Source organism: Bacillus sp. H1a (assembly GCF_000633475.1).
Lineage (GTDB): Bacteria > Bacillota > Bacilli > Bacillales > Bacillaceae_G > Bacillus_A > Bacillus_A paramycoides.
In genome coordinates, this window is sequence record NZ_AYMH01000029.1 from 40321 (window position 1) to 62450 (window position 22130).

Here is a 22130-nt window from a genome sequence, read left to right on the forward strand (position 1 = left end):
AGCTGAAATTAATAAAAAGAAATAATATTCACTAATGGAAGGCGTGAAAATGTACTTCTATGATTCTGAATCCGTAAAACAAGATTTTAATAGGCATGGACTGGTACAAGTTTCAGAAATTGACGAACCAAATAAGAACGCGAAAAATAAGCCTTCAATAAATTTTTTAATGATTAAATGTAAGAAAGAACAATAAGGATAAATTTGTAGATAATAATTACAATTGTTATATATAGATTACACACAAATAAAAAGGACAAGCATTTATTGTAAATATCCTATTAACTTTAAGTAACATTAACATTCGTTATTAAGGTATCTCAAAATCCCTGAAAAGAGCACTTGCGGAAACAAGTGCTCTTTTATTCCTTTATATGGATTCGAGGTAATAATAAATGTTTTTGTTTAGTTTATTTGGAATTTTAAACCAAAATCATAATATAAAATGTTAAACTTAATGTATAGACTTGTTGAAATTAATAGTTATTTTGTAATAGAGGATATGATTGGAGTGTTATTCGATGCAAACAAGAAAAGCTTATCTATATGTATTTAATACTATGTCAGATTGGGAATATGGACATTTAATTGCTGAACTAAATACAGGAAGATATTTCAAAAAGGGTTTAGGGCCTTTAAAAGTAGTTACAGTAGGAATAAATAAAGAAATGGTTATTTCAATGGGGGGCTTGAGCATAAAACCAGATATTTCCTTAGATGAATGTACCCTTGAGAGTAAAGATCTTTTAGTTTTACCAGGAGGAAATACTTGGAGCGAAAATATACATGAACCTATATTGAAAAAAGTTGGTGAGGCTTTAAAGCTTGGTACTATTGTGGCTGCAATTTGTGGTGCAACTGAAGGTCTTGCAAATTTCGGATACTTAGATTCTAGAAAGCATACTAGTAATAGTTTAGAGTACATTAAAATGGTTTGTCCTAATTATAATGGAGAAAAATTTTATGAAATGGGACCTGTAGTATCTGGTGAAAATTTAATTACTGCATCAGGAGTAGCTCCTTTGGAATTTGCGATGGAAGTATTGGAAAAATTAGATGTATTTGCACCAGATACACTTCGTTCATGGTATAACTTAAATAATACTCATAAACCTGAATATTTCTTCCAGTTAATGAATTCAATAAATAATGAGTAAACAAATTAGTAGTTTTATAGTAGTTTGAACAAAAACCATGCTTTAGACGATGTCAAAGCATGATTTTTGTATTTTGTTTAAAAATATTTTAACTTGGAACACCGCCAACAAGGATTATTTATATAATGTGAGAAAGGCTGTGAAGTTATTTGATAGGTTATAAAGCGATACTATTTGATTTAGATGATACCCTACTTAATAGGGATAAAGCAGTAGAAAAAATGTTTTTAATTATTCTAGAAAAGGATATTAAGTTGTTGAATTAAAATGTCTGTATAACAATAACTGTATACCAATAGTTTAATATTAGTTTCCGAACAAATCGCTACATTAGGACTTTATAATGCCTCAAAACAAAGAAAGTGTACATTTGCTTTTCTGAGTATGTTGGAGAAGTGAAGGTTATTTAAAGTTGTTTATTGTATCATGTAATTTCTCTAAACCAATCAACATATCTTTTTCATTTAACATTGAATAACTAATTCGCAAGTGATTACATTGAGTTTCATGATTTAATAGACAAGCTGTGCCAGGTAAAAAAGAAACATCTACTTCATTAGCTTTTTGTAGTAATGTAAAGGGATCGATTGAATCTGGAAGTGTAACCCATAAATTAAATCCGCCATTTGGTATTTCAAACTGTATTTCTTTTAATGGCAATAATGTATCAATTGTTATATCACGTCTAATTTGTAAAGCTGTCCGTAATTTTTCTAAATGATTTTTCATACGCTCTGCACGTAAAAAGGGAAGGAGTGCTTTTTGTGTTAATAAAGGACTGCCAATATCCATTGAACCCTTTACTGCATAAAGCCATTCAAAAATAGGTCCTTCGGCTACAAGTGCTGCAATGCGAAGTCCTGGTGCTAACGTCTTACTAAATCCTTTTACATATATAACATGACCATTCGTATCAAAGCTTTTCATTGGAGGTGGTACTATAGCATCCTCAAAATATATTTCTCCGAAAGAATCATCTTCAAGTATAAAAAATTGGTATAACTCTGCTAGCTCTACAATCTCCATGCGTCTTTCTTTACTCATCACAGTACCTGTCGGGTTCTGAAAAGTAGGATTCACATACAACAAAACAGGATTCTTTCTTTGACAAATATCATCGATCAAATCAGAGCGAATTCCGTTTTCATCAAGACTGATAGGTATAATTTGAGCTCCTTTATTAACAAACACATCAAGTGCAGCGCCATAACACGGACTTTCTACTAACACTATGTCTCCAGGTTTTAATAATGTTTGAGCGATTAAATTGATTCCTTGCTGGGCTCCGCTTGTAATTAATAATTGAGATGGATCTGTAACTAATTGTTGGTGTTCTTTTAAATAATTTGCTATTTCACCTCGGAGCTCACTATCGCCTTGAACAGGTCCGTAAGTAGCTAGTATCATCTGGTCTTTATTAAGTAATTTGTGCATTTCATCATATAGAAATGGATTTGGTAATAAACGTGGATACAAGATCGCTTGTGAAAAATCATAATATTTACGATGTTGATTCATTACATATTGAGAACGCATAACATTGATGGATTTCGTTTGTTGCCATTGATATGGAATTGGTTTGAAATCTTTCTTTACACGTTTATATATATAAGCACCTTTTCCTTGCTCAATCCGTATATAACCTTTCGTTTCTAACTGTTTATATGCCTTACGAACAGTTAATAAGCTAATTTGCAAATCCACGGCCATAGAGCGTAAAGAAGGGAGGAAATCGCCATGTGAAAGCATCCCACTTTGAATTCTCTCAACAATTTGCATATATATTTGTTGATAATAGGGTATGTTGGATTCTTTACGTAGTACCATCTTCATAGAATCACCTGTTTTTCTTTTTAATTCAATTAAAGCGAAAAACATGGAGGGATTCAACTACATATTTGTTTAACTGTTATATACATTGGTACACTGTTATACACCGTATCCTCTATACTCATTTCAAGAGTGAAAAGGAGGGAACAAAATGGTCATTTTCAATTATATTTTAGTATGTATTATTTTTGGAACGACATTTTTAACGATAAAAATCGGAATAGAAGCGGGCGCACCACCATTATTTTCAGCTGGAATTCGTTTTTTTTTGGCAGGTCTTATTCTCATTACTATTTTTAAGTTAAAGAGAAAGGTTGTTATGCCTTACTTATTATCGAAACGTATTATATATGCTGGTTTTTGTTTAACTTTTATGACGTTTGCGACCCTATACTGGGCTGAACAATATATTTCTTCTGGATTAGCTGCTGTCCTTTCTGCCACGGGACCAATGATGATTTTGATATTGCAGTCAAGGCGAAATAAAACGAAATTACAAAAAGAACAACTCGTTGCATTAGTTATAGCACTTGTAGGTGTTTTTTGTATTTCTTTACCTGGACTGCATCAAGAACTAACATTTATATGGAGCATCGCTTGCCTCGTTATATTAGTAGGGGAGTTGTTTTACGGAATTGGTTCTGTTCATTCAAAAGAAATACTTTCAGATTCACCAGATGTATCACCATTTCTCATTAATGGTATTCAAATGTTTTATGGAGGAATCTTGCTATTAATTGTATCTATTGCATTTGAACAGCCAAATCTAGCAATCCTAATATCTTGGAATGTACAATGGCCGATTTTATATCTCATATTTGTAGGATCGATTGGTGGACACGGCTTATACTACTGGCTCTTATCAAAAACAAATCCAGTATTTCCATCAACGTGGTTATATGTATCACCATTAATCGCTTTTATTGTGGGATATCTCATTTTAGGAGAGCCTTTCAATCCTGCAATGGGTATTGGAGCTTGTTTAATCTTGATTGGTGTATTTTTAGCGAATCGTACTACACTTGGAGTTTATTTTAAGCAAGGGAAGTTGTTGAAGAAGGAAATGTAGTTTTGAAAAATAAGTTTTTATAATAAAAAACACACTAGATAACAATTGTGATGTCTAGTGTGTTTTTGTAATTAATTCACTTTTTTTATAAATCCTTTATAATGACGCTTCACAAGTTGGCTTTCTAACGTCTTCATCGTTTCTAATGCTACACCTACGATGATAAGCAAGCTTGTACCACCGATTTGAGCAGAAGGTGGTAATGTTGCGATTTTCGTAAATACAAGTGGCAATATTGAAATTGCTCCTAAGAAAATTGCGCCGATAAATGTTAAGCGATATAAAATTTTTGTTACATATTGTTCTGTAGATTTACCTGGACGAATACCAGGTACATATCCATTTTGCTTTTTCAAATTCTCAGCCATTTGTTCAGGGTTCACTTGAATGAATGCATAGAAATATGTGAAAGCAACGATTAGACCAACATAAAGTGTCATTCCAATTGGATGTGCGAAATCGAAGTTCGCAATTATCCATTTAGATACGCTTGAATCAGGGAAGAGCTGCGCTATTGTACGCGGCGTCATTAAAAAGGCAGAAGCAAAGATGACAGGGATAACACCTGCACTATTTACTTTAAGAGGTAAATGAGTATTTTTTGCTCCTTGATATTGATTGTTTCCTGAAACAGCTTTTGCATATTGAATAGGTATTTTCCGAACAGCTTGTTGGATGTAAATAACACCTACAACAATTGCTAAAATAACAAGTCCAATTAAGACAATTTTTATGATGTGCATAAATAACTGATCGCCCGCGTTTTGGAATTGTTGTAAATAAATTTGATTTGCGACATTTGGAATCGCTGCAACAAGACCTGCGAAGATAATCATTGAGATTCCATTACCGACGCCGTTAGCGGTGATTTGTTCACCTAACCAAAGTAAAAATGCAGTACCCGCAGTTAAAACTGTCGCAATAAATAAGTATGTAGTCCAGCTTGGATCTGTTATTAATTGTCCGCCTGCTATATTATTAAAGCCAATAGACATTCCAATGGCTTGTATGAATGCGAGAATGATTGTAAAGTATCGAGTGAATTGAGCTGATTTCTTGCGGCCCATTTCTCCTTGTTTTGCCCATTCTGTAAATTTAGGTACAACGTCCATTTGTAGTAATTGTACAATAATAGAAGCTGTAATATAGGGTGTGATACCTACAGCAAAGATTGAGAAGTGTTGCAGTGCTCCTCCGCCAAATACGTTCAGCATGCCTAAAACGTTGGCTTGATCTTGTACTTTTAATACCTCTGCGTTAGTATGAGGAACTGGAATAAACGTGCCAATTCGAAAAACAATTAACATCGCTAGTGTAAAAAGAATTTTGTTTCTTATCTCAGCCACTCTCATAAAGTTTGAAATCGTACGAAACATCATGTCGCCTCCTGTATTTTTATCAGTTCAATAAAACCGATTATTATATCCCGATGAAATAACCACAAACCTCCTTCCGCATTAAATTCATTTGACAAATGGAATTTCATACATTTTGTAGTTTTCACGGATATAAAAATATAAGGTGTTATATAAGCGACCTATAAATTTTTCGTAATCATTCAATACCCATAATATATCGAATAAATTAACAAATGTACATACATACGCATTAAAAATGAATGAATAGGGTGATTTTTTACATTTATTTAAAGTTTGATTGATAGAAAATGTTCTTAATTGTTATAATTTTCTTAACGAATAAAAGGAGGTGAGTAGATCGGATGAAGTCTTTAAAAGAGAAACATGTGGAAATACATCTAGATTTTTCTCACATAATTGATGGTGTATACATTAATAAGTAATAAGCAGTATTTTATACATCATACATAAAGTACATTTCCACATTGTTTAAAAACGTGATGAGGTGGATTGTATGATGAAATTAAGTACGATTTTAAAAGTGGTCGTAACTGTTGATGAAGAATGGCGAAGTTCTTTTGCTGAAAATATTTTAACAAACTGGGAATACGATGAAGGTACTCTTTATTACATGCGTGCTAGTTCAAATTTTGTATTTATTTTTCAAAATAATGGTGAGCATTTTTCCCTTAGATTTGTAGAAAAAGAAGAAAAAAGTACAGAAGCTATTCAAGCTGAAATTCATATTTTGCAATATTTATCAAGTTGTTCATTGCAAGTGAATGTACCAGTTTTATCGAAAAATCAGTGCTATATTTGTACCGATTAAAAAAATACAAAATAACAAATAACTTCATATCCGAAATATAAGTTTAAATAAGTTGTATAATTAAGTAAGTTAGAAATATAGTTTTTATTCATTTATTAATACATTACAAAAAAACAGCTAATATCTTGATAGGGTATTAGCTGTTTTTTTTATAACGTACCAAGGCATTAGCGGAAATAAACTTATTTTGTCTAGAAGATAAGACACATTCTCGAATTCAAACAACTATCTTCAATAAGTTGTGACTTTAACCATAAATGAAATTAGTAAAAACAGAAAATTAATAATATATTGACCTCTTAGTAGTAAGTGCTATAGAATGAAAGCGATAACAAACGATTGCTTTAAAATGATTTCCCTGATCTTTTAGTATTTACAAATATAAGAAGGTATAAACAAATCTATTTTTTTAATTTTTAATGCAAACGCTTTCGTATTAAAAGATCATTGAAATACGTATGTGAAAATAGCAAATATGGAGGTGAAGTAAAAGAGATTTCTAGATTAATTTAAGCAGTGTTATTTAGTATGAGTATAATAAATCGCTCGTAATATTTAAAGAAAGGGTGTATGTGGTGCGAATTACAAAAAGATTAATTAACAAATCGTTTTTATTACTTACCATTATCGTTATGTTATCATCTGTTTTCTCTTTTCAGAGTGTGAAGGCAGTTTCAAATTCGAAAACTACTGAAATTATCATTCATTACAAAGAGAAGTCTGGAAATACAAAAGACTGGAATCTTTGGATATGGGGAGAAAATGCAAATGGGAAATCTTTTGAATTTACTGGTGAAGATGAATTTGGAAAGTACGCTAAGATAAAAATAGATGGTGACTATAATCGTGTAGGATTTATAATTCGTACGAATGAATGGGAAAAAGACGGTGGTGATCGCTGGATTGAAAATATAAAGGACGGTCGTGCTGAAGTATGGGTCCTTTCAGGCGATGAAAAAGTATATGATTCTAAGCCTTCTTCTGAACTCTCTATTCAAATAGCTACTATTGATAGTTTCAATGAAATCACTGTAACTACTAATGTTCCATTTAATATTAAGGAACAGAAAATTGAAATTGAGGGCATTAAAATTAAGGGAATTAGTCCTCTTGATACAAATGGTGGAGATATTACTAATAAAGTTAAAATAATTACGGAACAGAAAATTGATTTAAAACAAACATACAAAGTTAAAATAGAAAACTTCGCTGATGCGAATACTGAAATAGGTAAAGTCATTCGTAGCGAGGAATTTGATAATTCATTTTATTATGGTGGTAATGATTTAGGGAATATATATACTCCACAACATACAAAGTTCCGTTTATGGGCTCCTACTGCGAGTGAAGCGAAGTTAGTTACATATAAAAAATGGAGCGATAAAATAGGTACTGAAATAAACATGCAACAAGGTGAAAAAGGAACTTGGATAGCAGAACTTAAAGGGAACCAAAAAGGTCTCTTTTATACGTATAAGGTGAAAATTGGTGATAAGTGGACTGAAGCGGTTGATCCGTATGTGCGGGCTGCTTCTGTAAATGGAGATAAAGGTGTAGTCGTTGATTTAAAAGAAACAAATCCGAAAAACTGGAAAGCGAATAAAAAGCCAAAATTTAAAAATCCGGAAGATGCTATTATTTATGAATTGCATGTACGCGATCTTTCCATCCAACCTGAAAGTGGTATTAAGCATAAAGGAAAATATTTAGGTGTAACAGAAAAAGGAACAAAAGGGCCCGAAGGTATAAAAACAGGACTTGATCATATGAAAGATCTTGGTGTTACTCACGTTCAGTTTTTACCGATATTTGATTATGCTTCAGTAAATGAAGAGAATTTAAATGAACCACAATATAACTGGGGATATGACCCGAAAAATTTCAACGTCCCAGAGGGCTCCTATTCTACAAATCCATATGAGCCGACTGTTCGAATAACTGAATTAAAGCAAATGATTCAAACACTGCATGATAATAATCTTCGTGTTGTGATGGACGTAGTATATAACCATATGTATAATGCCGCTGAATCTAATTTTCATAAGTTAGTTCCAGGTTATTATTATCGTTACAATGAAGATGGAACATTTGCAAATGGAACTGGAGTAGGAAATGATACTGCTTCAGAACGAAAAATGATGAGGAAATTTATGGTGGATTCTGTCACATACTGGGCAAAAGAATACAATTTAGATGGGTTCCGTTTTGATTTAATGGGTATTCATGATTTTGAAACGATGAATGAGATACGTAAAGGTGTTAATCAAATTGATCCTACAATTATTCTGCATGGAGAAGGCTGGGATTTAAATACACCTCTTGCCGCTGAGTTGAAAGCAAATCAAAAAAATGCGGAGAAAATGAAAGGGATTGCTCATTTTAACGATAATATACGTGATGGATTGAAAGGCAGTGTATTTGAGGATAAAGATAATGGTTTTGTAAATGGAAAGCAAAACATGGAAGACCGTATTAAAAAAGGCATTACGGCAGGTATTGACTACGATACAGATTCGTCTACCTATCAAGATCCGGAGCAGGTGCTAACTTATGTGGAAGCACATGACAATCATACATTATGGGATAAACTTGAGCTAACTAATCCAGGTGAAAGCGAAGAAGTGCGAAAACAAATGCATAAATTGTCTTCTTCTATTTTATTAACATCACAAGGTATTCCATTCTTACATGCAGGACAAGAGTTTATGCGCACAAAATATGGTGATCATAATAGTTACAAATCTCCTGATTCAATTAATCAGATGGACTGGTTACGTCGTGCAGCATTTAATAATGAAGTAGATTATATGAAGGGCTTAATAGATTTAAGGAAAAAGTACCCAGCTTTTCGAATGACATCTGCAGAGCAAATTAAAAAGCATGTATCTTTTATTGATGCTCCAAAAAATGTTGTAGCTTATACAATAGATGGAAAGGGAAATGGGAATAAAAGCGAATACTTTATGGTGGCTCACAATGCAAATAGAGAAGCGGTTGACATAACGCTCCCATCGAAAGGTCCATGGAAAGTACTAGTAGACGGTAAGCAGGCGGGAAGTAAAACACTTTATGTTGTCCATGACAATAAAATTAACGTTCCTGCATTAAGTTCATTTGTTTTAAAATCAGAAAAGCCGATTAAATAAAAGCAAATAATGTGAAAGTGTATACTGAATTGAGCAAATTAAATAAGGATTGTAAATGCAAAAAGCGAAGTGACGGTTGTTTTCACTTCGCTTTTAAAGTTAAATTAGTATAATTTCACATACTGTAATTATATGACACAATTTAATAAGAAAAATAAACAAGAGATTGTTGCTATTGTAACAGTAAGGGGGAGATATTTTTGTATTTATTTATAAAATACATTTTTCCTTTTCTAGACTCATGAAGAAGTATGAAAATCAGAACTTACAATTCAAAAGCCAGCTTAAAGTAATTGTAATAATCACTTTATATTGTAATCTTAAAAAATAAACAAAAAGAGAAGAACTCACCAATGTTCTTCTCTTTTTTATGTGTAATTAGGGTTTCCATAACTGTAGATATGGATGGTGTAAATTAATGGATGAATAATTTACTCTTAAAATTATAACAGAACAAATAAAGATTTTTATATGTAATATTGCATATAAAGGGTAAACAACAATAATTTCTTTTGATAAAAAGGAGCCACTGGTGAAAATGATGAGTAGCGCTTTTCCATATGGCGAGTTTGTTTCTTAGTTATTTCCTATACTTTATTTCATTTTCCAATCGTGTAAGGTTAAGGGAGATACCAGTAGAAAGGAAGATTTAAAAATGAGCTTGGTATAAAATGAAACATTGCAAGTTTAAAATTCTGTACTTAGTAATCTCTCGCTTTATGGCATGTCATTGGGTAAGTGTGGGGAGTTCAATCGATTCCGAATAAAATTGATAGTATCAGTTGCAATTTCTTTACGTTTAAGAACAATCCCGGTATGTCCACATGTATAAATATATCGTGTAGGTCTTTCCCAGGATTCCCACAAGTAGTCCGTATCCTCAGAGTGCACATATAGATCGTGCTTGCCTGAAATTAATAAAATATTTTCTTTTTTTACTTTTGGTAATGCTTGACTCGGTTCAGTGATTTTCCAATAATTTATTAAATCATCATACGTTACACCATGATGTTCCAAGTCTTCTCTAATAAATTTACCTGGATTTGTCTTCCAAATTGAATAAGATAGTCGATTCGCGTAGAAAATGGATGCTAAAACATTAATCTCTGGTTCAACAAGAGCTGTTAGGTTAGTAATAACCCCACCTAAACTGATTCCTATTAGAATCAGGGGACCATTTTTATTTGCTTTAACCCATTTGATCAAAGTTCGTAAATCAGCTACCGCTTGTCTAGTTGCTTGTACAGTTCGTTCAATATTGGCACTTACCATGTACTCTCCACTGAAAAGGGATTGTTTGGGTTTTCTTTCAAAGTGATATGGTAGAGTGAAATAATACATATTCCACCTCAAGTTGGTCATATGGTCGTGAAATATTTTTTTTACACGTTCGTTAGAATCCATTCTCCAACCATGAACAAAGATGACATGAGGTGCACCTTCATTTTTATGTAAGAATATTTCTCCAGTTACAGAGTCGTTGCGTGAATCACCAGATTGAACCGAGCTTTTATATTTGAATTGTCCAACCATGTATTCCTTTTCCTGTTTTGAATGCTTAATGTTAAAATGAATATCAGATGGTTTTACTTTATAAAAAAAATCTATGTCCTTTATATCTAGTGAAGTGTTAGAAAGAGAAGCATACTGAAACTCTACACTTCTTTTTTTGTGCAAATCATACAAGGCGTATCGATCAATGAGTTTTGAAAAAATCAAATTAACCTCCTCCAAAATACATATTGTTTAAAACATGGGCAAAATTTATGTTTTATTTATGCTGTAAATTAATTATAAAATATTAAAAGGATTTTAGATTATTCATCATGAATAATCTAAAACTATAAAAAAGCCTCCTGAATGCATGCACTTGTTACTTTTATTTTACTTGTTTAAATACAATAGGTTAAATTATAAAATATTATGAGTCTCTATAACTTTTTCTTATAGATAGCATGAAAAAGCCTAACTTATAAAATTATAAGTTAGGCTTTTTAACACAATATTATTATTAGAAAATCTGACCAACTGTAATTAAACTCCATGTTTTTTAATGAATTTTCATACATATAACCATCCAAATAGGGTGCTTTTTCTTTGTTGTATAGAAATTATGTAATAAGCATGAATTTGTATGCTGTATACAATAAATAAAAGCTTAACTTTTCTCTATACTCTATAAATCCCTTAAATAGACGGACTCCTTACCAATATTCAAAAACGATTGCATTTTTGAATTTGTGTTCCGGTTTTTCTTGACCTGGTCAATGAATAACTACACATAAACTCCTTATATCTCTAGATAAACTACCGATTAGCTCCATATAGACTCTAGATAACTTATATAGAATACAAGTTATCAAGGAGGTAAGAAAAAAATGAACTTTATGAAACGAGCAATTCTCAGTATGAAAAAAAGAGTAGGAACATCATTAATTTTGATGGCAGTCTTCCTAATTGTTACAAATTTAGTGTTGGCAGGATTCACAATCCAAAATGCATCAAAAAAAGCTGCTGATGCAGCAAGAAAAAAACTGGGTGCAGATGTTACTTTAGGTCTTGATTTTGACAAATTAGGTCAACAAGCTAGGGAAACTGGAGAGATGCCTAATCCGCCGAAGCTCAACACAAAAGAAGCAGATCAATTAGCGAAGTCAAAGTATGTAAAAGACTATAATTATATAACCAATACTTTCGGAATTTCGGATGGGTTGAAACTAGTAGGAGCTTTAGAAGAAGAAGGAAAAGGTAAAGCGGGAATGGCGGGTGTACGAGGCGGTTCAAGCTCAGGTACAGAAATAGATATGAATGCTTCATTTATGATAGAGGGAGTTCGCAAGACTGCATTACAAGAAAGCTTTAAGAACGGAAAAAGTAAAATCATTGATGGGAAATCAATTACAGAACAGATGAAAGATCAGAATGTAGCTTTAATGGAAAAACGATTAGCGGAACAAAACAATTTGAAAGTAGGAGACAAAGTTAAAGTTCAATCAGGCGATAAGAAGGAAACCCTTGAAGTTGAAATTATCGGTATTTACGAAACGAATGAGCAAGCAATGGGACAACATGCCCCTCCTATAATGGATCCAGCTAATAAGCTATATATGCCTTACTCTACTATGAAAAAATTAGAAACAGATGAAGGTATGGGTAGCATTCAAGTCGTGTATTTCTTGAAAGATCCACAAGACATTGATGCATTTAAAAAAGAAGCGAAAAAATCTAATATTGATTTTAATTATTTTAAACTAGATGCACATGATTCATTGTACAAACAAATGATTGGGCCTATCGAAAATATCTCATCTACTTCTCAAATGATTATTTATATTGTATCAATTGCAGGTGCGATTATATTAGGGTTAATCATTATGTTATCGATTAAAGCACGTCGTAAGGAGATGGGGATTCTATTGTCCATTGGAGAGAAAAAGTGGAAACTGATGGCGCAGTTCGTAGTAGAAGTAGTATGTATCGCTATCTTAGCATTTGGATTATCCGTATCAACAGGAGCTAAAGTTTCTCAATATATAGGGGATAATTTACTTTCGAGTGAAATTGCTACAGCAAGCGAAGAAACAGACATCCCACAAAATGGTACTGTAATGATGCCTGGACCTGGTGGTACTCTACAAAACCAAAAAGAAGATCCAATTGATAAAATTGATGTAAGTGTAACAGGAGAAGATGTAGGGAAAATGGGGGGGATTGGACTAGCTATTGCTATATTAGCAACGCTTCTTCCAGCATTATCTATTCTACGCTTAAATCCAAAACAAATTCTTTTAAAAGATGAATAAGGAGGATCGATATGGAAACGATTTTACAATTTAAAAATTTGGATTATTATTATGAAAGTAATGGGAAAAATGTAGCGATACTAGATAATGTTAACTTTTCTTTTCAAAAAGGGCATTTCTACACGATTTTAGGACCATCTGGATCTGGTAAAACCACAACTCTGAGCTTAGGTTGTGGACTGGATGTCCCTAAAAATGGTTATGTACTGTATAATGGCAAAGATATTCGAAAAATTGGTTTGGATCGATACCGTAATCAAAATGTATCTGTAATTTTCCAATCTTATAATTTGATTACCTATATGACTGCTCTTCAAAATGTCCTAACAGCAATGGAAATTACAGGTGTTAAAGTGCAAAATAAAACGGCAAGGGCATTAGAATTATTAAAGAAAGTAGGACTTACAGAAGTAGAAGCGAAACGTAACGTTCTGCAACTAAGTGGCGGGCAACAACAGCGTGTAGCAATCGCTCGAGCGTTATCTTGTAATGTTGATTTACTGATTGCGGATGAGCCGACAGGAAACCTCGACGAAGAAACGGCAATGGATATAATAGAGCTGTTTCAAGAACTTGCACATAAAGAAAATAAATGTATTATTGTTGTGACGCACTCACAGGAAGTTGCTAAAAAATCAGATCGTGCAGTTTATTTAAGTAAGAAGAAGTTGGTAGTAAACGAAATTTAATATAAACACCCTAGCTTTTTAATTCACATAATTTTCGAAAATCGGTTTCTTCAAATGTTTATATTTGATATACAATAAAACCAAGCCATAATCAAAATGGTCTCCCTGTATTGAATGTTAAGATAGTTTGTTGTTCCCTTTTTAACAATATTTGAAAAAAGAACTTGTAGGATATTCTACAGGTTCTTTTTGTTATGATCGGTTAACTATATGATTGAGTAATTACATATAAAAAACGGGACATTACCTAGATGTATGATCTAAATACTGTCCCGTTTAACTGTTTTTCTGTATAGTTATTGAAGAATTAAACCTACAATCATAATTAAACTAAATACTATCATCCAACCAAACGCACAATAGCCGAAAATTCTAATCCATTTAGGTAATTGATTCATGTTAACTTTATTTGTGAGAACTCCTTGCATAGAAAATATCATTTTTTGATCTCTATCCCTATTATTTTGTTGTTCATACATAACATCATCACCTTTCTAGAACTATTGTATGTATAATCTATCAGTCTGGAGATAACTAAGTACAGAATATTAGACGAAATAAAAGTGATTTGACAATTATAGTGGAGGATTCTCTTTTCCAGTACTGTATACTATATTTCAAAAAACTAAAATTTGATTACTCAAAAGCTATATATACTAAAGTATTTGCTCATTTAAAACATAGTAAACCTTTTAACAAGAGATGCTTATTATTCGGTATTGAATAATTTGGATAAATTCACTTGTACTTCTTAGCGTTTAGATACGTATATGTGCAATAAAGTAGGAGCAGCTTAAATTCATTACTATGATTTATTCGTTACTTTTAAAGAATCTAACACTATTTTGGTTGCGTCTGCAATAAGTTTATCATCGTATTTCGCATCCTCTTTAGCATGATTAGAAAGTATCGCAAGAACAATTGGCTTTTTATTTGGTGGCCAAATGATTGCGATATCATTCCTTGTTCCATAAGACCCAGAGCCAGTCTTATCGGCTACTTCCCATTCTCCTGGAACTCCAGCACGAATTAAGTTGTCCCCCGTAGTATTCTTTTTCATCAAATCTATTAAAAAGTTCTTTTTCTCAATTGAAAGTATATCGCCTAGCGCGTATGCTTGAAGACTAGTAGCTAATGCCTTTGGGGTACTAGTATCACGAGTGTCTCCTGGCTGCACTTCGTTTAATTCTGGTTCAAAACGTTCAGGATTTGTGACAGTATCTCCTATTTCTCTCAGTGATTTTTTGAATTCGCTTGGCCCACCTAATTGTTTAAGAATCAAATTTTGTGCAGTATTATCGCTATATCGAATGGAAGCATCCGCAAGCTCTTTCAGAGTCATACCTGTATCTACATATTTTTCAGTAATTGGATTGTAATTCACAAGATCTTTGCTAGTATACTTAATTCTTTGATCTAAATCTTCTATTGATTTCTTTTGTAACAGTGCTCCCACAGCAAGGGCTTTGTGGGTAGATGCGTATGCAAACCGTTCATCTGAACGATAAGTAACAGTTTGATTCAGACCTGTGTCCAGTGCATAAATACCAAGTTTAGCATCATATTCTTTTTCAAGTTTAACAAAAGATTGATTACTTATATGTTCTTGTTTGGTTTGTTTGGGGGATTCAGATTGAGTATTACTATTGGAACAACCTAAAAGCGTTGCACATGAAAGTAATACTACAGGTAACATCTTTTTATAATGTGAAGTGCGAAAAAACTTCTTTGAAACTATCATACATTTTCAACCTCTTTCAAGAATATATGGATTTTGTTTAGGTATTTTACATACCGATACAATTAACAAATGTACAAGGTAGCACTCCTCTTGTATCTCTTGCATTACAAAATGAGAGAACTATAAAGAACACCTTTTTTATACGTAATAGACAATCTAAGTAACACATTTGTTCCATTTATGATTAAGATTTTGAATATATCCATTAATTTTGTTTTTAAGAATCACAAAATCCTCCTTTTTTAAACTCCACTTAATTTAATATGGATTTAGATTGAGTTTCTCTCGTAACGGGAATTTCAATTGGATAGCGCATATATAACAACCTTGTTTCGGATAGAATAGGTAATAACAACTACTGATTTCATGTTAAGTGAGGTGTTATATGATACATACGACAAAACAAAAAAGACTTGTGGTGCAAAGTATAACTACATTTAGTCTACTAATAACGACTATCTTTACACCCATGCTTATTTACATTGTTTATGGATTACAGATCTCGAAAGGCTTTGAGGGATACTGGCCATCAATCTTGTTTTATACAACCTATATGACGGGTGTGTTTATCTGGATACCTATTGTGAATAAGGCTGGGATTCAACGCTCCTTATATTGGGCTGTTTCTATTCTGATAGTATCATTACTTAGTGTTACTTTCTTTGGATGGAGTTCAAAATGGCTAGAAATAAGTGCGTTAGTTTCTGGTTTTGCAGTTAGTACAATTTCTACCATGACGAGTACTTTATTGTTTCTACATGTTGAAGGCGGGGGAAAGATTTATAATAAAAATCAACAAGCCATTATTATTGGTATCGTTTTTCTTTTACTGATCATCGTATTGTTAGCGATTAGTTTTCTATCGCCGCCGCTGATAACATGCATATATGGGATTTGTTTAATCAGTATCCTGTTTGCTATAAAAAAGATGCCGAGAGCGGAGTTAGCCAAAGGGTTTTTACCTATCTCCATCGTATCGGTAGTAGGAAAGTTTCTTTTTGTCTCAATGCTTATTCTTTTGATACGAACAAGTCGTAACATAAATAATGAACAATATATTTTCTGTTTTTTTCTACTCTCTATAGCGCTTATTTGTTTCATGTTTTTGAGTTTGTTGAAAGGAAAGTTCTTTCATAAACTTTCATCTTCTTTACCAATTCGATTAAAGGCAGAATCATTTTTACTTGGATTAGGAAATGGATATTTATTTTTGATAGGTATTTTTTATAGTTTTACTTTCTATAACATGTTAACCTGTATTTTCATTGTAGTTGGCCCATACCTATTAGGGATTTTGATGTCCATATTTTTAGATATCAAAGCTGCTAAGAAAGTTAATCCAACCTATTTGTTTTTAGTAAGTACCTTAATCATGATATTCGGGTTTTATTCTCCACTATTTATAGTCCTTAGCGTTACATTTGGGAGCTATGCCATTAATAGTATTTCTTCTCAAAATAATATGAAAGTATATATGGTGAATGCTACACACAGAGAGCTTTCTTTACTCATTTACACAACATGGAGAAATATTGGGAATATATTTTTACAATTTTTTATATTGATTGTGATTGTGGGAGTAGGGGTGTTTTATGATGTCGAATGGTCGCAACTTTTCCAAACAATTGTTGGGAAGAGTCAAATGCAGATTGAAGGGTTATCCGTACAACGATTGATGTTTATGTTAGGAATTTGCTGTTGGCTTGGCATGGTGGGCTTAGGTATGTGGATTGGTAAAAAAGCTAATCCCAATATTGCTTGAAAAGTATCTCGAAAAATATCGGTACTAAAAAATGGAGCACCACAAATATCTGATTGTAGCTTTTAGTTTGTCCACGATCTAAGTAACATAAGGTGGATGGTAAAAATAAAGGGCGTAAAAAAACGAGATGTAATCGCATCTCGTTTTTTTATGTTATGTGAAGTGTCAGATCAATTTAAAAAACTAAAGGGGTACCATTCGTATTATGGTCACGAATATGTCAGTACCCATATCGCTTGTCACTTTTTAATAGAACTTGGTTACGAATGGGAGTTTATCGAAAAAGTGTTAATGATTACAGATTTTCATATGAAGATGTTACATGGCGGAGAAGAAGCAGTGCGTGAAATCTATCATTACTGCGGTGATGTGTTGCTATTATTATGGGAGGTTTATCATTAGGGATGCATGGACCGAGTGCACTAAATTTAACGTTTCCCATCAACTTTTGGATTTTAACACTATATTTGGCGATTTTCGGTACGTTGTTAGCATTTTATATTCAATTAATAATGATACGGAAAACATCCCCCATACGTGTAGGCTTACTCATGGGAACAGAACCAGTTTTTGCTGCTCTTTTTGCTGTTATGTTATAGTAGGGGGAGAATATTTAAGTTGGATAAAGTAGATTGGGGGAGCCTTAATTGTTATCGCTACATTACGGTCGCCATTTAGAAAATAGAATACGTCATAAAACGAAAATCCAGCCTATTGATTCCTAATAAGTTTATACTTACTACAAAAACAAACAAACTCGTCCTACTAAGAGGAGAGTTTGTTTGTTTTTTGTTTAGATAATGGAATGTTCATGCAAAATTGTACACTATGTTCCATATTATTTATAGAATATTTTATACCTAGCGTTTCAAGAATTTGTTTAACAATATATAGCCCTAAACCACTACCTCCAGTATTTCGATTCCTTGATTTTTCAATTCGATAAAATGGTTTGAAAATTTGCTGTATATCCTCTTCTTTAATATTGACACCTGTATTCATAATTTGCATTTTGATTTGACCTTGTTTAGAATCCTCACTTAACTTTATATAGACTTTTTCATTATGTGGTGAATACATAACCGCATTATGGATAATATTTTTACATGCTTTTTCTAAAAGAACACAATCTGTATAAACAGAAAGGTCAGAATCAATTTCTTTTATTATTTGGATGCTTTTTTGAGAAGCAAAAAATTCGAGATCTTTTGTGATTGTACCTATTAACTTTGAAAGATTAACTTCTTCTACTTTTAGTTTAAAGGTGTGTTGTTCTAACTTCGACATGCTTAAAATTTCACGAACTAATTGTTCCATACTTTCAATAATTTGATGATTTTTCTTTAAATATTGATCACGATTTTGATAAGGGCCAATATTGTATATCATCCCTTCTAAGTATCCTTTCATTACAGTAAGAGGGGACTTTAATTCATGTGCTACAATCGCAAAAAACTCTCTGCGTTTTGTTTCTATTTCTCTTTCTTTTTCAATATCATTTTTTAATTGTTGATTTGCTTTTTTTAAATCAAACATAGCTTGTTGTAAGTTAATAGACATGTCATTCAAACTGTTAGATAATTCTCCTAACTCATCTGTAGAGCGAACTTCAATTTTTTCGGAGAAATCTAAATTTGCCATCTTTTGTGCACCTTCATTAATATAAATAAGTGGCTTTGTAATAAACCTGGAATAGAAATAAGCACTCCCTACACCAATTACGAGTACAATGATACTAATATAGGGAAGAAAGCGTACTAAAACCTGTGAAGCTTCATCAATCGGTTGAAATGTTGCGAACACTACAAGCGTTAAACTACCATCTTGGAATTGAATTGGTTTCGTAACGTTATATGAATTGCTAAGGGTACCTGCATTCTCGAATCGTGTTGCTTTAGTAACAACTTTTGCTTGCGTACCACTTTGAATAAAAGAAAATGAAGGAGAGTAAATAATTATTCCCTCTTTATTTTGAAGTGAAAGCATTGCATTATTTTTTTTTGCGTATTCATCAAAAAGTGGTATCGCATCTTGAAACGTAAGATCTTTAGACTTATCAATTATTTCTTTTATCCCTGTTTGAAGTTGATCTGTTTTGTATTGCTCATAAAACGTAGGGAGAAAGAAGTATAAGGTTAAATAAATCAATACTGCAAAGGATAACAAAATGAGAGATGTAGTCATAAAGAGTTTATAAGTAATTTGCTTCATCTTCATGATTTTTACAATTCTATTCATCAATTTTATAACCAATACCCTTTATTGTTTTAATGTAAGGGATAGCTAATTTTTTACGTAGGTTTTTAATATGTGTATCAATTATTCGTGTTTCTCCAAAATAATCGTATCCCCAAACTTTTTCAACGATATTTTCTCTTGTGAGTACTTTTCTCTCATTTTGAAATAGTAGTTGTAGAATTTCAAACTCTTTTGTCGTTAATAAAATTTCAACGTCATTTACATATACTCTATATGCATCAACATCGACACGCACTTCTTTAAACACCAAATGATTATTTACATTTTTATCATAGCTCCTTCTCAGTACAGCTTCGACTCGTCTAATCAAAACATGAAACGAAAAGGGTTTTGTTATATAATCATCGATTCCAAGATCAAATCCTTTCATTTGATCTTCTTCTTCTTCTAACGCAGTTAGCATAATAATTGGTATATTTGACTGGCTTCGAATCATCTTTGAAACTTCAAATCCATTAAGATTGGGCATCATTACATCTAGAAGAATTAAATCAAAGGATTGCTTATTAAATTGTGTCATACCCTCTAATCCATCTGATGCAACTACAACTGTATACTGTTGTGTCATTAAAAATTGTTTAATTAATTCTTGAATTTCTTGATCGTCTTCTACCACGAGAATATGATAGTTCCTCATAATATCACCTCTGGTAGTCATTATAGCCTTACTATCTGGAGTTTATGTGGAGATGCATTACGAGACTTTACAATACGTTTATCGTGTTAGCTCCACGTTCAAGATTGTGTGTTATCAGCTAATAAGTATTAATAGCCATATTACTTTTTGGGGATGAATAATTGTGCGCTTAAAAATACTCAGCGTATAAAAAATGAACGATTAATATTTACGGAAAACTAATGTATAATAATGTAAACTTATACTGTATGAAAATATACTTTCGCTTCTTTACTAGAAGGGGAAAAGGAAATGAATTTCAATATAAAAGAAGCTACCGAAATTCTGGAGCGTGCGCCACAAACTTGGGAGTTTTTTTATCTAGTCTCTGTTTAATCGGTAATCACCTAAATAACAACTCTCTTGGTAAACCAAAAGTTTAAAGGTACAAACTAGGGATTATTTATATAATGCGAGAAAGGTTGTGAAATTATTTGAGGGGTTATAAAGCAATGCTATTTGATTTAGATGATACGTTACTTGATAGGGATATGGCAGTAAATAAATTGTTTTCAATTATTTTAGAGAAGTTTTATGGGGATGTTAAACAACATGCAGTAAAAAACGAAATGTTACAAAAATTCAAGGAATATGATAAAAAAAGCTATGGGCACAGTGATAAAGTAAAGGTTTTGGAATCATTTTTTGATGAATTCCCACCGAAATATAGATTGCCATGCAATTACATTCAAGGCTTTTGGAATAATAATTTCCCTAAATGTTTTTCTATAAACCAAAGTACTATTAATATTATAAATACTATAAAGTTGCATGTTAAAGTTGGAATTATAACAAACGGATCAACTCAAAGACAAAAAGCTAAAATAATTAATACGAATTTGAATTGTTATTTTGATACAATCATTATTTCTGAAGAAGTGGGATTTAGTAAACCTGACAAACGCATATTTGAATTAGCATTAAATAAGCTAAATGTGCAACCAGAAGATGTACTATTTGTTGGAGATGACTTAGAAAAGGATATTTCTGGTTGTCAAAATGCAAATATAAAGGGCATTTGGTTTAACCCTCATATGATCAAGAATACTACCGAAATAAAACCATATGCCGAGATTACTTCTTTTGATAGTTTATTAAGTTATTGTGGAGAGATACATTTTCAAAAACAGTGATAGATTACCCTTAATTTCATTGACCGTATGAAAAGTTTAAAAATAATATTTATTTACAACGGCATAAGGAGCATATTGAGCCAGGGCAAATCATTTATGTGTGTTAATGAAGAGCTGCAAAGCATGTTTAATATATGCCTTATAAATTATAGAGGAGTGAGACTATGGAAATAAAGAAAGTAGTAATCGGCGGAATAAATATAGCGGTCATAAGAAACGATACGCTAGTGATATCCGACGTTCAATCTGCATTGGATCTTATGGCAACAGTTCAATATGAGGTAGATGCGAAACGTATTATTATCCACAAATCATTAATAAGTGAAAGTTTCTTTGATTTAAAAACACGTCTTGCGGGTGATATTCTTCAAAAGTTTATAAATTACAGAGTAAAGATTGCTATCGTTGGGGATTTTTCTTTTTACACTAGTAAAAGCTTAAAAGACTTCATTTATGAATGTAATAAAGGTAATGATATTTTTTACTTAGCAACTGAGCAACAAGCAATTGAAAAATTAAGTACATTAAAGTAATCTAATCAATCTGTTTTTGTTCCAGTGAATTTTTTAAAATAAATACAATCACACTTTTCTTTTTCTAAATCTTGATTCAAAGTAGATACTCTTGCATAATCATATTCCACTAAAATACCCCTCTTTTTCACGTCGCTTATGACTA

18 protein-coding genes and 3 pseudogenes are annotated in these 22130 nt (G+C 32.2%); 13 read left to right on the top strand and 8 right to left on the bottom strand.

The genetic code is table 11. The features are described from left to right. Positions 1-31: 31 nt before the first annotated feature. The 3 genes and pseudogenes from U860_RS33330 to U860_RS35130 all read left to right on the top strand — a co-directional run. Positions 32-196, top strand: a pseudogene (locus U860_RS33330) (SAM-dependent methyltransferase); the annotation flags it as partial. 325 nt (positions 197-521) lie between these two features. Continuing rightward, entirely contained in the window at positions 522-1157 is a 636-nt protein-coding gene (locus U860_RS0114095) for a type 1 glutamine amidotransferase family protein (protein WP_025149033.1), read from the top strand. Between the two features lie 152 nt (positions 1158-1309). Beyond that, positions 1310-1402, top strand: a pseudogene (locus tag U860_RS35130) (HAD family hydrolase); the annotation flags it as partial. A gap of 157 nt (positions 1403-1559) precedes the next feature. Here the strand turns inward: U860_RS35130 and U860_RS0114100 are convergent. Then, positions 1560-2990 carry a PLP-dependent aminotransferase family protein gene (locus U860_RS0114100; RefSeq protein ID WP_025149034.1) on the bottom strand — a complete coding sequence of 477 codons (1431 nt, stop codon included), beginning with the start codon at positions 2988-2990 and terminating at the stop codon, positions 1560-1562. A gap of 148 nt (positions 2991-3138) precedes the next feature. On the opposite strand from U860_RS0114100, the gene U860_RS0114105 reads away from it, so the two are divergent. After that, a complete protein-coding gene (locus U860_RS0114105) occupies positions 3139-4056 on the top strand; it encodes an EamA family transporter (protein ID WP_025149035.1) in 918 nt (305 codons plus the stop codon). Between the two features lie 71 nt (positions 4057-4127). Here the strand turns inward: U860_RS0114105 and secY are convergent, their stop codons facing one another. Further along, positions 4128-5432: a preprotein translocase subunit SecY gene (gene secY / locus U860_RS0114110; RefSeq protein WP_002172094.1), complete on the bottom strand. Its 1305-nt coding sequence runs from the start codon at positions 5430-5432 to the stop codon at positions 4128-4130. Positions 5433-5928: 496 nt separating this feature from the next. On the opposite strand from secY, the gene U860_RS0114120 reads away from it, so the two are divergent. Further along, positions 5929-6243 (top strand): hypothetical protein, encoded by a 315-nt coding sequence (locus tag U860_RS0114120; RefSeq protein ID WP_162791000.1) that lies wholly within the window; start codon positions 5929-5931, stop codon positions 6241-6243. A gap of 575 nt (positions 6244-6818) precedes the next feature. Beyond that, a complete protein-coding gene (gene pulA / locus U860_RS0114125; protein ID WP_025149037.1) occupies positions 6819-9389 on the top strand; it encodes a type I pullulanase in 2571 nt (856 codons plus the stop codon). A 717-nt stretch (positions 9390-10106) separates the two neighbouring features. Here the strand turns inward: pulA and U860_RS0114130 are convergent. Then, a complete protein-coding gene (locus tag U860_RS0114130) occupies positions 10107-11108 on the bottom strand; it encodes an alpha/beta hydrolase (RefSeq protein WP_025149038.1) in 1002 nt (333 codons plus the stop codon). 659 nt (positions 11109-11767) lie between these two features. Here U860_RS0114130 and U860_RS0114135 point away from each other — a divergent pair. Then, positions 11768-13192 (top strand): ABC transporter permease, encoded by a 1425-nt coding sequence (locus tag U860_RS0114135; RefSeq protein ID WP_025149039.1) that lies wholly within the window; start codon positions 11768-11770, stop codon positions 13190-13192. An 11-nt stretch (positions 13193-13203) separates the two neighbouring features. After that, positions 13204-13881 (top strand): ABC transporter ATP-binding protein, encoded by a 678-nt coding sequence (locus tag U860_RS0114140; protein WP_025149040.1) that lies wholly within the window; start codon positions 13204-13206, stop codon positions 13879-13881. Positions 13882-14177: 296 nt separating this feature from the next. Here the strand turns inward: U860_RS0114140 and U860_RS0114145 are convergent, their stop codons facing one another. Together U860_RS0114145 and bla are read right to left on the bottom strand one after the other, a co-directional pair. Further along, on the bottom strand, positions 14178-14360 hold the full coding sequence (locus U860_RS0114145) for a hypothetical protein (RefSeq protein WP_025149041.1): 183 nt from the start codon (positions 14358-14360) through the stop codon (positions 14178-14180). Between the two features lie 326 nt (positions 14361-14686). Next, positions 14687-15622: a class A beta-lactamase gene (gene bla, locus U860_RS0114150; RefSeq protein WP_025149042.1), complete on the bottom strand. Its 936-nt coding sequence runs from the start codon at positions 15620-15622 to the stop codon at positions 14687-14689. A 469-nt stretch (positions 15623-16091) separates the two neighbouring features. Here bla and U860_RS0114155 point away from each other — a divergent pair, with 469 nt between their 5' ends. The 3 genes from U860_RS0114155 to U860_RS0114165 all read left to right on the top strand — a co-directional run bounded on the left by U860_RS0114155 (position 16092) and on the right by U860_RS0114165 (position 17983). Further along, entirely contained in the window at positions 16092-17384 is a 1293-nt protein-coding gene (locus tag U860_RS0114155; RefSeq protein WP_025149043.1) for a hypothetical protein, read from the top strand. A 96-nt stretch (positions 17385-17480) separates the two neighbouring features. Beyond that, complete coding sequence (locus U860_RS0114160; RefSeq protein WP_240184471.1) at positions 17481-17786, top strand: hypothetical protein; 306 nt, start codon at positions 17481-17483, stop codon at positions 17784-17786. Positions 17787-17788: 2 nt separating this feature from the next. Beyond that, positions 17789-17983: an EamA family transporter gene (locus U860_RS0114165; RefSeq protein ID WP_025149045.1), complete on the top strand. Its 195-nt coding sequence runs from the start codon at positions 17789-17791 to the stop codon at positions 17981-17983. Positions 17984-18149: 166 nt separating this feature from the next. Here the strand turns inward: U860_RS0114165 and U860_RS0114170 are convergent, their stop codons facing one another. Both U860_RS0114170 and U860_RS0114175 read right to left on the bottom strand, forming a co-directional pair. Next, positions 18150-19622: a HAMP domain-containing sensor histidine kinase gene (locus U860_RS0114170; protein WP_025149046.1), complete on the bottom strand. Its 1473-nt coding sequence runs from the start codon at positions 19620-19622 to the stop codon at positions 18150-18152. After that, on the bottom strand, positions 19615-20280 hold the full coding sequence (locus tag U860_RS0114175; protein WP_025149047.1) for a response regulator transcription factor: 666 nt from the start codon (positions 20278-20280) through the stop codon (positions 19615-19617). Before U860_RS0114175 ends, U860_RS0114170 begins: the two co-directional genes overlap by 8 nt. A gap of 491 nt (positions 20281-20771) precedes the next feature. Here U860_RS0114175 and U860_RS0114185 point away from each other — a divergent pair, with 491 nt between their 5' ends. Both U860_RS0114185 and U860_RS0114190 read left to right on the top strand, forming a co-directional pair. Further along, the gene (locus U860_RS0114185) at positions 20772-21452 is read left to right on the top strand and encodes an HAD-IA family hydrolase (RefSeq protein ID WP_025149048.1); all 681 of its coding nucleotides are present in this window, start codon (positions 20772-20774) and stop codon (positions 21450-21452) included. Between the two features lie 164 nt (positions 21453-21616). Then, positions 21617-21985 carry a DUF4180 domain-containing protein gene (locus U860_RS0114190; protein WP_025149049.1) on the top strand — a complete coding sequence of 123 codons (369 nt, stop codon included), beginning with the start codon at positions 21617-21619 and terminating at the stop codon, positions 21983-21985. Positions 21986-21993: 8 nt separating this feature from the next. Here the strand turns inward: U860_RS0114190 and U860_RS36410 are convergent. Beyond that, a pseudogene (locus tag U860_RS36410) lies at positions 21994-22095 on the bottom strand (recombinase family protein); the annotation flags it as partial. Between the last annotated feature and the right edge of the window lie 35 nt (positions 22096-22130).

Excerpts from the sequence above, each read along its gene's own strand:
- U860_RS0114095 (WP_025149033.1), top strand. The coding sequence starts at position 522 with ATGCAAACAAGAAAAGCTTATCTATATGTATTTAATACTATGTCAGAT.
- U860_RS0114100 (WP_025149034.1), bottom strand. The coding sequence starts at position 2,990 with ATGAAGATGGTACTACGTAAAGAATCCAACATACCCTATTATCAACAA.
- U860_RS0114105 (WP_025149035.1), top strand. The coding sequence starts at position 3,139 with ATGGTCATTTTCAATTATATTTTAGTATGTATTATTTTTGGAACGACA.
- secY (WP_002172094.1), bottom strand. The coding sequence starts at position 5,432 with ATGTTTCGTACGATTTCAAACTTTATGAGAGTGGCTGAGATAAGAAAC.
- U860_RS0114120 (WP_162791000.1), top strand. The coding sequence starts at position 5,929 with ATGATGAAATTAAGTACGATTTTAAAAGTGGTCGTAACTGTTGATGAA.
- U860_RS0114135 (WP_025149039.1), top strand. The coding sequence starts at position 11,768 with ATGAACTTTATGAAACGAGCAATTCTCAGTATGAAAAAAAGAGTAGGA.
- U860_RS0114140 (WP_025149040.1), top strand. The coding sequence starts at position 13,204 with ATGGAAACGATTTTACAATTTAAAAATTTGGATTATTATTATGAAAGT.
- U860_RS0114145 (WP_025149041.1), bottom strand. The coding sequence starts at position 14,360 with ATGTATGAACAACAAAATAATAGGGATAGAGATCAAAAAATGATATTT.
- bla (WP_025149042.1), bottom strand. The coding sequence starts at position 15,622 with ATGATAGTTTCAAAGAAGTTTTTTCGCACTTCACATTATAAAAAGATG.
- U860_RS0114155 (WP_025149043.1), top strand. The coding sequence starts at position 16,092 with ATGCTTATTTACATTGTTTATGGATTACAGATCTCGAAAGGCTTTGAG.
- U860_RS0114160 (WP_240184471.1), top strand. The coding sequence starts at position 17,481 with ATGGTAAAAATAAAGGGCGTAAAAAAACGAGATGTAATCGCATCTCGT.
- U860_RS0114165 (WP_025149045.1), top strand. The coding sequence starts at position 17,789 with ATGCATGGACCGAGTGCACTAAATTTAACGTTTCCCATCAACTTTTGG.
- U860_RS0114170 (WP_025149046.1), bottom strand. The coding sequence starts at position 19,622 with ATGAATAGAATTGTAAAAATCATGAAGATGAAGCAAATTACTTATAAA.
- U860_RS0114175 (WP_025149047.1), bottom strand. The coding sequence starts at position 20,280 with ATGAGGAACTATCATATTCTCGTGGTAGAAGACGATCAAGAAATTCAA.
- U860_RS0114185 (WP_025149048.1), top strand. The coding sequence starts at position 20,772 with ATGCTATTTGATTTAGATGATACGTTACTTGATAGGGATATGGCAGTA.
- U860_RS0114190 (WP_025149049.1), top strand. The coding sequence starts at position 21,617 with ATGGAAATAAAGAAAGTAGTAATCGGCGGAATAAATATAGCGGTCATA.